Origin of the sequence: Methylobacterium sp. 4-46 (assembly GCF_000019365.1) — a bacterium.
GTDB lineage: Bacteria > Pseudomonadota > Alphaproteobacteria > Rhizobiales > Beijerinckiaceae > Methylobacterium.
In genome coordinates this window covers 5,443,587-5,457,253 of the sequence record NC_010511.1, presented here as the reverse complement: position 1 = coordinate 5,457,253, position 13,667 = coordinate 5,443,587, and the positions used below count along the sequence as shown (strand labels likewise).

Genomic DNA, 13,667 nt, shown 5'->3' with positions numbered 1-13,667 from the left:
TCCACTTCGTCGGAAAATGCTCTAGGGGCCGTCATGCCCGGAGGAGGCGCGTGCCCTCCGGCCGGTCCTCCATCCGCCGCGCGGACTCCTCCTCGCCGCCGAAAGCCGCGATGCCGCGGGCGGGCCGTCGTCGCTGCCTCGCTTCCCGGCCGGGCCGCTCTCGGGAGCAGGTCAGAACGACCCTTGCCCCGTTCCGGTCCCGAAGCCGTGCGAGGCCCTCGGGGCGGCCGCCCGCCACCGCGCGCCGTTCCGGGCCCAGGTCCTCAGGGCCGCGAGCGCCCCGTCGGTCTGCAGGTGAGCGAGGCTGACGGATTCGTAGTGCCGCGACGATCCGATCCGCGGGAGGAGGTGAAGGCGACCGAGGTGTCGATCGAAGACGCAGCCGTGCTCGGTCGTGACGGCGGTCCGGTACCCCGCCTCCCGCACGAGCCGGGCTTCCCGCTCGCCGCAGGCCGTCCTGCCCCCGAACGGGAAGGCGAAGTGCGAGACCTCGTTCTGAAGGGTGTCCTCCAGATAGCGCTTGTTCGCCACGATCTCGGCGCGGGCCTCGCTCTCGCCCAACCGCGAGAGCTCGGCGTGCCGGTCGGTGTGGCCGCCGATGGTGACCAGATCGTTCCGGCCGAGATATTTGAGCTGTTCGACGGACAGCCCGACATTCTCGACGATCTGTCGGGTCGACACGCCGGAGACCAGGAAGAGGGGCTGCAGAAGCGGCGCTCGTCCGGTGATGTCGTCCGAGACCCAGGTGGAGATCTCCCGGTAGGCGCGAAGCTTGTCGCCCATCGTGGCGCACACGAATCGCCGCCCCATCGGGGCGATGTCGACGCGCGATGTCTCGAGTATGAGGCGCTCCAGTGCGAGCCACCAGCAGTAGAGCTCGCCGGTGATCATGCTGGTTGTGACGTAGATCGTCATCGGAGCACGGTGCTTCTCAAACACCGGAAGCGCATATTGGAGGTTGTCGACGTAGCCGTCGTCGAACGTGAAGACGATGAACCTGCGGGAATTCGGAGATCTCAGCCTGTCTTCGAGGTCCTCGATCCTGATGATGTCGATGTCGCGTCGTCGCAGATCGGCCAGGAAGCGGTCGACGAAGCGCGGGCTCGCCCGCAGGCCGGGCGTCAGGAATCTCGCCCGGTCGGGCACGACGCTGTGAAACATGTACACGGCGCCGCGTCCGGCGAAATTTCGGACGAACAGGCGAGACAGGCCGGACCGCCACGTCACGTCGATGGCCGTCCGCTCGATCTCGCGCGCGAAGTCCGGGAATGAGAACAACGTGACCTCCGTCTCGCCTGAACGGGTCTCGATCCGACCCACGAAGGCGGGCGATCGCTCTTGTCGGGACCGCGGGTCGGTCGAGCCTCGATGCCCGCGGTGCGGGGCGGGCCTCCTCGCCGCGGGGTGCGCCACGCGGCCTTCGGAAACCGCCGGGCGCGCATCCCTCACGCCGCCGGGATCGCGCGGACGGTGAGACCGCCGGTACGCTCGTCCTCGCCGGATCTGGGCGCGCTGGCGTGCGATGTGCAGATTGCATCGACCCGCCGAGCCGAAGTTGACGGCCGTCAATTGCGACCGTGCCGCGGCGCGCGACGACCCGCCGGCCGCGGGAGATCGCCGCGTCAGGGAAAATCGCTCCAGACGAACAAGTAATCGTACCCAGAAATGAAGATGAAAAAGATCAGAAATGCCGTGACCGTCAGCATGATGAGAAAGTTGCTCCGGTCCGCGGCGCTGGAGCGCCGCCTCCTGGCGCTGATGACGAAGTAATCGACGCCGTAGCGCGCATTGATCAGCCACTGCGACCGTCGGCGGCGGCGGCCATGGCGGCCGCGGGGAGGCTCCGCCGCCACCTTGGCCGGGTGCCGCCGACGATAGAGCTCCTGCCAGACGTCGCGCGGAATCGCGAGCCAGGCGCAAAGTGAAGCGGCACAGTCGGCGGCCAATCTGGAATGACGCTTCATGATGGATCGCTTCCGATCGCGCAAAACACGGCTCGCCGACCGGACCTTTTTATTCGGTCAACGTAGCACGCCGACCGAAGGAAGCCGAGGGGCTGATGGCTCCCGCCGGTCGGGCCGGCCCTCATCGTTCGGAACCAGGACCGTCGCGCGATCCGATGCGGAGGGCGCGCCCGGGTCGGCCGCGCGGCGCGCCCAGGGGCGCGGCCGTGCTGGCGGAGGACGGCCCGATGGCGCGGCCGCGCGCTCCGGCGACGCCGCGCCAGCCATCGCGGAAGCGAGCTCGCGCCACCGTTCGCAAGCACAAACGGATCCGCACTCGAAACGGACCGTCCGACACGCGCTGCTCGGATTTGACGCGTGTCAATATCAACCAGTGCAGCCCAGCGTATACGATGCCGAGAAAGCTGCGCCGTCGTTTGCGTGCTGAATGCGATGCTTGGATGCGACGGGCCCGGCGGATTTGGCCTGCAACTGTCGGCAATGGCTGGGAAACAGGAAGAGTAGTTGGACGATAATCGGCAAGGCCACTCCACCGGAATGACATCGGAGAGCCGGAGCAGAACGAGCTCGCATCAGTCACGACGGAGGAGATCTGGGGGACCAAGCCTGAGATGAATCGTCGGGTCACCGCGCGGACGACCTCCCGTCCGCTCGCAAATCATCAACTCACGATCTGAGGTGCGCATCACCATGTCCGTTCTGGTTGAGAAAATCGCCGCGACAATCTCGGGGCGCAATCGCAAGGCGAAATTCGACGATTTCCTGTCACGTTTCTCACCTTCTCCGGCAGATAAGATCGTCGACGTCGGCGTCAATGACGAAGAATATTCACCGTACGATAACTATCTCGAAAAATATTATCAGTACCCTCATAATATTACGGCCGTGGCGCAGTCCACTCTGACCTATTTTCCAGCGAAATATCCCGCCGTGTCTCCGGTCATTGCCGACGGACTTGATCTTCCATTCGATGACAGGTCATTCTCGATTTCTTACGCGAATGCGGTCATCGAGCATGTCGGGGAAAAGCCTGCTCAGATCCGGTTCCTCAGTGAGCTGAGACGCGTCGGAGCACGTGGCTACGTGACGACCCCCAGCCGGTATTTTCCGATCGAGCTGCATACGCGGGTTCCGCTGCTCCATCTCGTGCTGAGCAAGCAGATGTTCGACCGATTCATTCGGCTGATCGGGAAAGACTGGGCAACTGGCAATTACATGAATTTGCTGTCAAAGCAGGAACTTGCCAGCATCGCGGACAGCGCGGGCGTGAGGAATTACACGATCAGGACATCGAAATTGTTCGGATTTCCCCTCACCTACACCTTGACCTGGTAGGATCGCGGCCGGGGCAAAGCGGTCCGGCCGGCGCCGGTCGGCGGCGCAGGGCCTCGGCGCGCCGCGCACGGGCGGAGCGGCGGCTCGGCGGCACGCCTCCTCCCGGTTGCGCCCGTCCGCGGGGGCGGGCTCGGCTTCCCCTCCGCGCCGGGACCGTATCGGCCGGGTCGAGGTCAGGACGGAGCGGGGACGATCATCGCGTCGCGCGGCTGGCGGCGGGGCACCCGGCCCCGCCGCCAGCCGCGCCGAGGCGCTTCCGGCGAAGATCGAGCCCTGGGAGACCTGCCGAGGCGGTGCGCCGGCCGGGCCGCCAGGCCGGAGGGCGCGTCACCGGCGGCGGTCGCGCGCGCCTCGCCCGGCACGACCCCGTCGAGAATCCCGGCCGGTCCGGCGCGACGCCCCCCGGGCCGTCACCGGCGAGGGCTGCCGTGCCCGCCGAGGCCCCGGCGGACGATTCCGGCGCGTCCGTCGCGGGCCGCCCTTGGCCGAAGCGCGCCCGGCTCTCCGGTGCAGCCCCCGGCGCACCGCCCGGTCCGACCGCCGGGCGGGCCCGGATTGCGTGCTGCCGCGCCGGGAAGGGGCTGCGCGCGGCGCAGACCCGCGGCAGGGAGCGATCGGGCATCCGCCCGCGGGGCGCTCCCGCGATCGCCCGGGCGGGGCGGAGCGGCCGTGCTCAGGGGGCTCTGCCGCCGAACAACAGGACGTGGCGCTGGATCGAGACCGCACCGAAGGCGATCAGGATCGCGGCCCCGGCGCCGTAGAGGCCCGCGACCGGCAGCAGGATGACTTGGCTCGCCAGCAGGCCCAGCACGGCGGCGCAATTCGTCACGGTGGTGATGCCGTCCCGGTGGGCCGTGAACAGCCCCATCGCGCCGACGTCGGCGATGTTTCTCACGATGATCCCGGCCATGATCAGGGCGAGCGCCCCCGGGTACTGCGTCACGGCCTGCTGTTTCATGAGCGGCAGGAACAGCAGTACGCCGCAGACGACGATCAGGCTGAAGCCCAGCGAGGAGAGGACGGTCACCCGCATCACCGAGCGGACGAGCCGGCGGTGCTGCGCGACGCCCTCGTGGAACGCCTTGATCAGGCGCGGCCGCTCGATCTGCAGCACGGAGACGCTCACGAGATTGCTGACCGCGTTCGCGGCCGACCAGTAGAGAAAGTACACTCCCGCGAGGCGCAGCCCCAGGAAGGCGGTCACCACGTAGCGGTCGATCTGCTGGCTCGCCGCGAAGCTGAGATCGCTGACGTAGATCACGAGCGAGCGCCTGATCGTCGTCTTCATCCAGGCCGGCGTCAGCTCGCCGCTCAGGGCCGTCCGCCACGGCCAGTCGCGCGTCGCCAGCAGGAAGATGACGAAGGCCAGCGCGCTGCCGGCCAGCCAGAAGCCGAGCACGCAGGACAGCGAGCGAAACGATGGAAACAGCAGCGCGACCGGCACGTACACCATGATCCACAAGCCGCCCCGGATGAACGCGTTGCCGTTCGCCCACAGGGGTTGCTCGCGGTACGAGTAGAGCTGGACGATGTCGTTCCCCAGATGCTCGAACACGACGATCCCGCAGACGAGAACGACGAGCCAGGGCGCGCCGGTCGCGACCGTCGTCAGGACAGCCGCGACGAGGATCACGCCGTAGAGGAGCGCCACCAGGCACCAGTACGCCAGCACGCGTTCGACCACGCGCTCGAGCGAGAGCGTGACCGCGTCCCGCATGATCACCTGGATCAGGCCCAGTCCGAAGACGATCGGGCCGAACGAGGCCGCGCCCGCGGCAAGGCCGAAGATCCCCAGGGAGGCGAGGTCGAGGTACTTCCCGATGAAGAACGCGAGCCCGAATTTGCAGACGAGGATCATGCACCTCATGCTCAGGAGGAGGCAGCGGACTGCGACCGCGTATCGATCCATCAAAGAAGCCCTTCTGCCCGCCGATACACGTCTGAATCCTCCGAGGATCGTCGTTGCCGAGGTCGAGGGCTGTCGCGCCGAAGCGAGGCCTGGAGGCGGCGCCGCGCCGGCCGGTTCGTCCAGCCGCTCATCGGGACAGCCGCCCGCGGCGGGCCCGGCCTCGCCCGCATCGGGCCGGGCTGAACAGAGTCGCCTGCGGCACGTCTGCTCAGCGTCCTCCTCCCGCATCATTGTCGCGGCCTCAGCAGAATAGCGCCCTGCAATTCTGCTGAGCCTCTTGCTTTCGCATCATTCCTCGCCGCCGAACCGGTGACCCCTTCGGCGAATGATGCTTAGCCGGCGACCCCTCCGGCGAACGATGCTGAGCCCGCGCCGGCGAGGCCGTGGCCCTGGCCGGGACCCGCCTCACTGGAGGCCCCCCGGGCTCCCGTCCCCTCGCTGACACCGAGCTCGGCGTAGAGGCCGAGCACGCGCGACCGGTAGGCCTCGGGCGAGAAGTCGCGGGCCGCCCAGGCGCGCGCCGCGGCGCCCAGCGCGGCGACCCGTCCCGGCGGCATCGCGGCGAAATCCGACAGGGCGTCGGCGAGCGCCGCGACGTTGCCGGGCGGCACGAGCACGCCCGTCTCGCCCTCCCGGATCAGTTCGGGGATGCCCGCGATCCGGCTGGCGATGACGGGCCGGCCCGCCGCGTAGGCCTCCAGCACGGAGACCGGGGCATTCTCGTTCCACACGGACGGCAGCACGGCCGCGCGCGCGGTCCGCAGGAGGGCGGCCAGGCCCGGCCGGTCGAGGTGACCGGCGAAGTGCACGTCGCTGCCGAGCGACTCGGCGAGTTGCCGGAAGCTGTCCTCGTCGGGGCCGCGCCCCGCCAGGGTCAGCGGAACGCCGGCCTGCGCCGCCGCGCGCAGCAGCGTCTCGATGCCCTTGAGCCGGTCGAGGCGACCGAAATAGACGAACCGGTCGCCGATCTCGGGGGACGGGTCGTAGTGGGACGGATCGACGAAGTTCGGAACGTGGGCGACCTTCTCGCTCGGCCAGCCCGCCTCCAACAGTATGTCGCGGTAGTAGCGACTGGGTACGACGAAGCGGCTCACGTTCGACGCGTAGAGGCCCAGCAGCCGATGCAGGGAGGTTTCGAGCGCGACGAAGCCGGAGAGCAGGCGAGACCCCTTGAGGCAGCGGTAGCGCACGGCATTGTACAGTTTCGCGCCCTGGCACGCGCGGCAGACCTGGCCGTCGCGGAACGCCGTGTAGGCGGGGCAGACCAGCTTCATGTCGTGCACCGACATCACGATCGGGATCCCCCGGGCCCGCATCAGCGGCAGGATCGAGGGCGAGAGATGGTGGTAGATGTTGTGGATGTGGGCGATGTCCGGCCGGAACCGATCGAGCAGCTTCGCCAGCCGGGACCGGGCCTGCAGGGAATACATCACGCGGCCGGCATTCGTGATGCTCCGCCCCACCCCGTAACGGCGTCCGAGCTCGATCTCGTCCACGAAGTACGACGCCCATGGGGTGGGCAGATTCTGAGGATGCTGCATCGCGAAGGGCGCAACCTCCCAACCCGCCGCCTCGAACAACTCGTTCTGCTCGAGAAAGACGACGTCGGCCCCGCCGCGGCGGTAGAAGTAGTTGTTCACCGAGAGCAGGCGAAGACCTGACCTGGACATGCAGTGCACCTCTGCGAGCCGCGAGACAATCCGCGCGTGAGGACGATCGGGAGGGGCGGGCGACGGACCGCCCGACCGGGAACCGAGGCCGGCCCGTCCGGCCGACGGGGCCGACCGGGCGCCCGCTGGCCGCGACGCCGCGCCGCGCCGAAGGGGCACCGACCGGCAGCCGCCGCGGGGCCCGGCCCCGGCGGCCGGGCCGCGTCGCCCGGCCCGGATCCGGCGCGGCCGGCGCCTACTCGGCGGCCTCGGGCCAAGCCTGTTCCTTCAGCTGCGTCCAGTGGAGATGCCCGTCGAGCTGGTCCGTCACCTGCAGGCTGCGCAGCTCCGACAGCCGCGTGTAGGGCGAGGCGTTGAACGTGGCCGCGTCGAGCTGGATCCGCTCGAACACGGATTTCAGCTGCCGCGCGCCCCGCTCCGCGCTCCAGCGGCACCGGAAGCGCGGCATGCGCTGCGCGATCTTCGCGAAGGAGACGCGGTAGCTCCGGCTGTCGGGTCCGCTCGGTCCGAAGGTGACCTCGCAATTCTGGAAGACGCGACCGACGATCTCGGCGATCTCCCGGATCGTGTAGTTCTGATCGTCGTCGCCGACGTTGAACGCCTCGCCGCTGACGTTCTCGCGCGGGGCCTCGAGCGCGCACAGGATGGCCTGGCAGATGTCCTCGATGTGGACGAGGGGCCGGCACGGGCTGCCGTCGCTCATCACGCGGATCTTGCCGGTCGTGAACGCGAAGCCCGCGAGGTTGTTGAGGACGAGGTCGAAGCGCTGCCGCGGCGATGCGCCGAAGGCCGTCGCGTTGCGCAGGAACACCGGGGTGAAGGTCTCGTCCGCGAGCCTGCGCAGGTCGTTCTCCACCATGATCTTGCAGCGCGCGTAGGCCGTCTGGGGATTGACCTCCGACGTTTCGACCCGCGCCTCGGCGCCGGCCGCGCCGTACACGCTGCAGGACGAGGCGTAGATGAACCGGCGCACGCCGGCGAGCTTGCACTTGCGCGCGAGCTCGACCGAGCCGCGGTGGTTGATCTCGATCGTGACCTCGGGATCGTTCTCCCCGAGCGGGTCGTTGGAGAGTTCGGCGAGATGCACGACCGCGTCGAAGCCGGTCAGGTCCGCGACCGTCACGTGGCGGGTGTCCTTCGAGATCACCATCGGCCGGGTGCGCCCGTCGTCGAACAGCCATCCCCGCCGATAGAACCCGGAATCCAGACCGACGACGTCGTGCCCGCTCTCCAGCAGCTTCGGGCCAAGCACGGCGCCGATATAGCCGTCGGACCCAGTGTACAAAATACGCAATGCTGCCTCCTTTAGATCGCGCTGACCGCGTGGATCGCTTCCGAAGCACCGGCTGGCGCGGAGGCCGGGCGCTGCTTGTTCCAGATGCACCAGGGCGGATTGCCCTGATCCCAGAGCTCCTGCAGGATCATCTTGTCGCGGAGCGTGTCCATGTTCTGCCAGTAGCCGCGGTGCCGATAGACCGCGAGCTGGTCCATGGCGATGAGGCGCGCGAGCGGCTCGTTCTCCCAGCTGGTGCCGTCGCCGTCGATCGTGTCGAGGGCTTCCGGCTCCACGACGAAGAAGCCGCCGTTGATCATCTGACCGTCGGCCATGTCCTTCTCGCGGAAGCCGGCGGCGCGCGGACGATCCTCCGACAGGTTGATCGCTCCGAACCGGCCGGGCTGCCGCACCGCCGTCACGGTCGCCAGCGCGCTCTGCTGGTGGTGGAAGGCGATCAACTCGGAGATGTTCACGTCCCCGACCCCGTCGCCGTAGGTCAGGCAGAAGGTCGAATTGCCGAGATGCGGGCGCACGCGCTTCAGGCGGCCCCCCGTCATCGTCTTCTCGCCGGTGTCGACCAGCGTCACCCGCCACGGCTCCGTCGGCTTTCGATGGCATTCGATCACGTCATTCCGAAGATCGACGGTGAAATCGCTGTCATGTTTGGCGTAATTCAAGAAATAATCCTTGATCACATTCCCCTTGTAGCCGCAGCAGATCACGAAATCGTTGAGACCATAATGTGAATAAATCTTCATAATGTGCCAAAGCATCGGCCTGCCGCCGATCTCGACAAGTGGTTTGGGGATGACGCTGGTGTGTTCACTGAGGCGGGTGCCGTATCCACCGGCAAGGATGACAACTTTCATCTGTTTCCCCATCCCTGGCGAGGTGATCTCAATGCGGCGGCCGAGTCGCGCTGTCGGCCGGAGATACGCCAGTGATGCTGATGTAACTGGTCCCGCGATGCACGAACCTGACGAACGTCAACTCGTCGCCGGCAATCGGATGTAGACCTCGGCTGGGTCTCGGCTCGCCCCTCGACGGCGCGCCCGTTGAAGCTCCCGCGTGAAGGTGTCTGGACGCCGTTTTGAATGGAGACTCATGTGCATTCGCGTCGCTACAGTCCTGGACTCATTTTCGCTAGCACTCCCTCCATTTTGTGGCGCCGTAAGAGTATAATCGTTGTATCGATCTTCGCGACCTCGTTGGCCGCGTTCGTCTATTACTCGGCAGTCGGTGAGCGGTACGAGGTCTACACGCTCGTGCGCGTCGGGCAGGGCATCAAGGACAAGAACAACACGGGGAGCACGCTGGGCGATTCGGTGGACCTCAGCGCCCGCCTCGACTCGATCGGCCGCATCGGGTCCACCGACCAGGTCATCTCGGAGGCGCTCGACAAGGTCGGACTGCAGCGCCTGACCATGAAGGGCGACACGACGCTGCTGGGTCAGTTCCGGACATGGCTCTCCGCCGCGGCGCTGAACGGGCTCGAAGCCGCCTCGACCTACGTGCTGAGCCTCGAGGCGGCCCGCCCGGTGAGCGGCCTCGTCGAGCAAGCCCGCGCCTTCGTCCGCGAGACCATCGCCAAGCGGCAGCGCAAGCGCGACCCCGCCCAGGTCCGGGCGGAGGCGGTCGCGGGGTTGCGCGACCTCATCTCGGCGCGGCAGGAGGGGCGGTCCGACCTGCTGCGCATCTCGTTCCGCTTCCCGGACCCGGAAGTCGCCCCCAAATTCGTCAACGCGCTCGCCGAGGCGCTGGTGACCGTGCAGGCGAGCCTCGTCCAGATCCCCGGGGCGGACGAGTTCTTTCAGCAGCAGGCCAAGCGGCTGGAGGAGGAGGCCCACAAGGCCGCATCGGATCTGAAGAACTTCTCGATCGCCGCCTCGATCTACTCGACGACGGAGCAGAAGGCGCTGCTCCTGAAGCGGGCCAGCGAGCTCGACGCGCTGATCGCCACCACGCGCGGCGCGATCGTCGACCGCAAGGGGCAGAAGCAGGCGATCCTCGACCAGCTCAGTCTCATGAAGCCGGTCACGCAGTCCCGCACCGTGTCGGCGATCGTGGGCCGGCTCGGCGGGCGCGACACCAAGACCGGGCAGGGGAGCGACCCGATCCCGGCCTTCGAGGAGGCGCCGCCGCTGCTCCTCGTCCGCGTCTACCAGGACGCGATGGCCAACCTCCTGAAGCTCAATTCCGATCTCAACGGCGCGGTCAGCCTCGAAGCGCTGCTGCAGAAGGAGTTGACGACCGTCAATGGCCAGTTGAGGGCGATCACCGACAAAGAGGCGGAGTACGAGCGCCTCAAGCGGGTGCTCGCCCGCGCGGCGAGCGCCGCCGACTTCTACGGAAACCGCATGATGGAGGAGCAGATCAGCGCGGCCAGCGCGAAGAAGGCGCAGCTGTCGAGCATCCGCGTCGTGCAGCAGGCGGACCGTCCGACGTCCCCGCTGTTTCCGCAGGTCCAGCAGCTGGTGCTGCTCGCCCTGGCCTTCGGGTTCGTGCTCGGCTCCGTCATCGCCGTGTTCCTGGAGATGGACAGCTTCGAGAGCTACGACGACGTCGATGATCAGCTGCTTCTGTCCGCGCGGAGCGGGCAGCTTCCCAGGCGGATCGCCGCGGAGTGATCGCGACCCGCTGACGCCGCCGGCGTGATGGTCCGCGGTCGCGCGGCGCCGGCTTGAGAGGGAGGACAGGATGTCGGGTGATCGCGCTCAGTCGGACGGTGCTCCGCCGTTGTTCACGATAGCGATCCCAACCTTCAACAGGGCGCACCTGCTTCGGGACTGCCTCGCCTCGGCCCTCGCGCAGCGCTTCCCCGATTTCGAGGTCGTCGTGTCGGACAACGCGTCCAGCGACGCGACCGGGCGGCTGCTGGAGGACGTCGCGGATCCGCGCCTCAGGTTCGTGCGGCAGGGGCGCAACATCGGCCTCATTCCGAACTGGAACGCCTGCCTGAGCATGGCGAGGGGCCGGTACACCGTCGTGCTGAGCGATGACGACCGGGTCGAGCCGGACTTCCTCGAGCGCTGCGCGCGGCTGGTGCGGCAATCGCCCGGCCTCCCCGCGATCATCGGGTTGAGCAACCTGCACTCGCTGGCGAGCGCGCGGACGCGTCCGGCGCGGCGGAGCGCCGCCCTGGCGACGGGGATCTGCCGAGGGCCGGACCTGCTCCTCGAATACCTGAGGGACAGCATCTCCGTGACGATGTGCAGCGTCGCCCTTCGCACCGACCTGCTGCGGGAGCGGGGCGGCTTCTCGTCCGAGCTTCCCCACATGGCCGATGTGGCGGCCTGGGCGCCGTTCCTGTTCGCCGACGCGGTCGGCTTCATCAACGCGCCCTGCGCCACGTTCGCCTACCATGCGGGCTCGGAGACGTCCCGCCTCGCCGTCGAGCGGCGGTTGCGTGACGGCGCGAAGCTCGTCGACCTGTTGTCGATGGTGGCGGATGAGCGCCTCTCCGACGACCGGCTGCGCCGCGACATCAAGGACCACGCGCGCCGGTGCTTCGCGCGGCGGGGGTTGCAGGCCCTGGCGGACCCGACCCTGGCCGAGGCGCGGGCCGCGCGGTTGCGGGCCGGATGGAACCTGCGGCGCGACCTCGGCGCCCGCGACTTGGTCTACGCCTCGGGCTTCGTGGCCAAGGTCATGTGTCCGGGCTTCCTGGCGGATTTCCTCAGGCGCCATCGTCCCGGGGCGCAGGCGGCCGCCTGAGGCGGCCCGCGCGGACGGGCGGTTCGCGGCATTCGTGACCTGGCACGGGAGGTTGGACCATGGCGAGGAAAGCCGTTCCGGGCTGCGAGGGGCGCGCTCGGGCGCCGCGCCCGTGGCCGGGCCTCCGGCGGCGCGTCGGTGCGCGTTGCCGGCGCGCCGCGGCGTGGCTCGCGATCGCAGCCGCCGCGGCCCTGCCCGGCGCGACCGGCGCCGCCGCCCTGTCGATGAGCGAGGCGCTCCGGCAGAATTCCAAGGGGAACAGCGAGGGCGAGCCCGCCGGCGTGCCTATCAGCTACGATTGGTATGCGGGGGTCCAGAAGGCCCGCCCGGCCCCTCCGCCGGGCTTCTCGGCGGTCACCGCCTGGGGACAGGTCTATCAGAACAAGCGCAGGCCTTCCCTCGGCGGCTTCGACGGCAAGGTCGAGGTCGCGCGCGTACGGACCTACGTTCACGACCGGATCGAGAGGACCTGGAGACAGGTTCAAGCCTCGGAGGCCGACCCGATCGCGGGCGGGTTCTTCAGAGCCGATTTCACCGGGGGCGGCGCGGGCCCGATGCCGATCAGCCGCGGGGAGGACGGAACGGTCTCCTTCGCCGCCCCGCCGGAGGGGTCCAACAACCACTTCTGGCCGGTCACGCGAGGGACCTTCCCGGCCGGTTCCGTCGACGGCGTCTACGTGCAGATGGACCTGCGCGTCACCGATCCCCGCCTCGGCCTGATCGCGAATGTCGGGGCGGATTGGTGGCGCGACGAGACCGCGGAGTTCGTGCAGGGCTTCGCCAACAATCCTGGATCCGGGATGAGCAACTGGGTCGAACTCAGGACGGAGTGGAGGACGCTCAGTTACTGTTCGTCGAACGAGCTGTTGTTGTCCGATCCGCCCCCGCCGGTGAGAGCGGAGGCCTCGCATCGGCCGCGGGCGCGCCGCTGAGGCGGCCGCTCGCCGCGTGATCGGCGCCGATCCGGTGATTCGCGGCTCTCTGGCAGGGTATTGGCTATGCACGCCGATGTGCGGAACAAGCTGCTGGTCTCTCTGCCGCCGGATGAGCTGCGCGGGATCCTGCCGCTCTGCGAGGAGGTCCCGGTCGAGGTCGGCGAGAGGATCATCGGCGCCGACGAGACGATCCGGTACGCGTTCTTTCCCGAGAGCGGCTTGCTGTCGGTGTCCTTCGACGCGGGCGGGCGCGGATGCCTCGACATGTCCGTGGTCGGGCAGGAGGGCATGGTCAGCACCGCGTCGGTGCTCGGGGTCGGACGCACCCCGCACGAGGTGCGCGCGCGGGTCGGCGGCACCGCGCTGCGGATCGCGGTCGGGTCGCTGCGTGAGCTGATCCTCCGGAACGCCGTCCTGCGCCTCACCCTGATGCGGTACGTGCAGGCGACGATCGTGTCGGGTCACCAGACGGCGCTCGGCCTGCACCGGTGCAAGCTCGAGCAGCGCTTGGCGGCCTGGGTGCTGCAGGCCGCGGACCGGTTGCCCGGGGACGACATCGAGATCACGCACGAAGTGCTGGCCCAGGTGCTGGGAACCCATCGCCCGGGCATCACCGCGGCGTTGCAGAAACTCGTGAGGGGGAAGGCGATCGCCGCGGGGCGCCGGAAGCTGACCGTTCTGGACCGTGCGCGCCTCGCGACGATCGCGGGCGCCGGCTACGGCACCGCCGAGCGCGAATACGCGCGGCTCATCGCCCCCCTCAGCCCCGGCCGCCCGTCATCCGAGCCGGTGGCCAGCAGCCGGACGGCGGATTGCGCCGAGGAGCTGTGACGGCGGGGCCGGGCGCCTCGCGCGTCGTCCCCG

The 13,667-nt window shown here is 68.7% G+C and carries 11 protein-coding genes; 5 read left to right on the top strand and 6 right to left on the bottom strand.

Going from position 1 to position 13,667, the window contains the following annotated elements:
- Positions 1 to 171: 171 nt before the first annotated feature.
- Both M446_RS23935 and M446_RS23930 read right to left on the bottom strand, forming a co-directional pair.
- Positions 172 to 1,449, bottom strand: coding sequence for a polysaccharide deacetylase family protein (locus M446_RS23935; protein ID WP_150108724.1), 1,278 nt, complete (start codon positions 1,447 to 1,449; stop codon positions 172 to 174).
- A 173-nt stretch (positions 1,450 to 1,622) separates the two neighbouring features.
- On the bottom strand, positions 1,623 to 1,964 hold the full coding sequence (locus M446_RS23930) for a hypothetical protein (protein WP_018260951.1): 342 nt from the start codon (positions 1,962 to 1,964) through the stop codon (positions 1,623 to 1,625).
- 678 nt (positions 1,965 to 2,642) lie between these two features.
- Here M446_RS23930 and M446_RS37530 point away from each other — a divergent pair.
- Complete coding sequence (locus M446_RS37530; RefSeq protein ID WP_012334689.1) at positions 2,643 to 3,299, top strand: class I SAM-dependent methyltransferase; 657 nt, start codon at positions 2,643 to 2,645, stop codon at positions 3,297 to 3,299.
- Positions 3,300 to 3,972: 673 nt separating this feature from the next.
- Here the strand turns inward: M446_RS37530 and M446_RS23920 are convergent.
- From M446_RS23920 to rfbF, 4 genes are all read right to left on the bottom strand, one after another.
- A complete protein-coding gene (locus tag M446_RS23920) occupies positions 3,973 to 5,157 on the bottom strand; it encodes a lipopolysaccharide biosynthesis protein (RefSeq protein ID WP_043701579.1) in 1,185 nt (394 codons plus the stop codon).
- A gap of 383 nt (positions 5,158 to 5,540) precedes the next feature.
- Positions 5,541 to 6,878 carry a glycosyltransferase gene (locus tag M446_RS23915; protein ID WP_012334687.1) on the bottom strand — a complete coding sequence of 446 codons (1,338 nt, stop codon included), beginning with the start codon at positions 6,876 to 6,878 and terminating at the stop codon, positions 5,541 to 5,543.
- Positions 6,879 to 7,113: 235 nt separating this feature from the next.
- Positions 7,114 to 8,163 carry an NAD-dependent epimerase/dehydratase family protein gene (locus M446_RS23910; protein WP_018260948.1) on the bottom strand — a complete coding sequence of 350 codons (1,050 nt, stop codon included), beginning with the start codon at positions 8,161 to 8,163 and terminating at the stop codon, positions 7,114 to 7,116.
- Between the two features lie 20 nt (positions 8,164 to 8,183).
- On the bottom strand, positions 8,184 to 9,023 hold the full coding sequence (gene rfbF / locus M446_RS23905; protein WP_012334685.1) for a glucose-1-phosphate cytidylyltransferase: 840 nt from the start codon (positions 9,021 to 9,023) through the stop codon (positions 8,184 to 8,186).
- Positions 9,024 to 9,362: 339 nt separating this feature from the next.
- On the opposite strand from rfbF, the gene M446_RS23900 reads away from it, so the two are divergent.
- The 4 genes from M446_RS23900 to M446_RS23885 all read left to right on the top strand — a co-directional run bounded on the left by M446_RS23900 (position 9,363) and on the right by M446_RS23885 (position 13,634).
- A complete protein-coding gene (locus M446_RS23900) occupies positions 9,363 to 10,781 on the top strand; it encodes a hypothetical protein (protein ID WP_012334684.1) in 1,419 nt (472 codons plus the stop codon).
- 109 nt (positions 10,782 to 10,890) lie between these two features.
- Positions 10,891 to 11,868 (top strand): glycosyltransferase family 2 protein, encoded by a 978-nt coding sequence (locus tag M446_RS23895; RefSeq protein ID WP_150108723.1) that lies wholly within the window; start codon positions 10,891 to 10,893, stop codon positions 11,866 to 11,868.
- 59 nt (positions 11,869 to 11,927) lie between these two features.
- The gene (locus tag M446_RS23890; RefSeq protein WP_012334682.1) at positions 11,928 to 12,800 is read left to right on the top strand and encodes a hypothetical protein; all 873 of its coding nucleotides are present in this window, start codon (positions 11,928 to 11,930) and stop codon (positions 12,798 to 12,800) included.
- A 66-nt stretch (positions 12,801 to 12,866) separates the two neighbouring features.
- The gene (locus tag M446_RS23885; protein WP_012334681.1) at positions 12,867 to 13,634 is read left to right on the top strand and encodes a Crp/Fnr family transcriptional regulator; all 768 of its coding nucleotides are present in this window, start codon (positions 12,867 to 12,869) and stop codon (positions 13,632 to 13,634) included.
- The last annotated feature ends 33 nt before the right edge of the window (positions 13,635 to 13,667 follow it).

What these genes read in the sequence shown, in the direction of transcription:
- M446_RS23885 (WP_012334681.1), top strand. Translation starts at nt 12,867, where the DNA reads ATGCACGCCGATGTGCGGAACAAGCTGCTGGTCTCTCTGCCGCCGGAT.
- M446_RS23920 (WP_043701579.1), bottom strand. Translation starts at nt 5,157, where the DNA reads ATGATCCTCGTCTGCAAATTCGGGCTCGCGTTCTTCATCGGGAAGTAC.
- M446_RS23890 (WP_012334682.1), top strand. Translation starts at nt 11,928, where the DNA reads ATGGCGAGGAAAGCCGTTCCGGGCTGCGAGGGGCGCGCTCGGGCGCCG.
- rfbF (WP_012334685.1), bottom strand. Translation starts at nt 9,023, where the DNA reads ATGAAAGTTGTCATCCTTGCCGGTGGATACGGCACCCGCCTCAGTGAA.
- M446_RS23915 (WP_012334687.1), bottom strand. Translation starts at nt 6,878, where the DNA reads ATGTCCAGGTCAGGTCTTCGCCTGCTCTCGGTGAACAACTACTTCTAC.
- M446_RS23930 (WP_018260951.1), bottom strand. Translation starts at nt 1,964, where the DNA reads ATGAAGCGTCATTCCAGATTGGCCGCCGACTGTGCCGCTTCACTTTGC.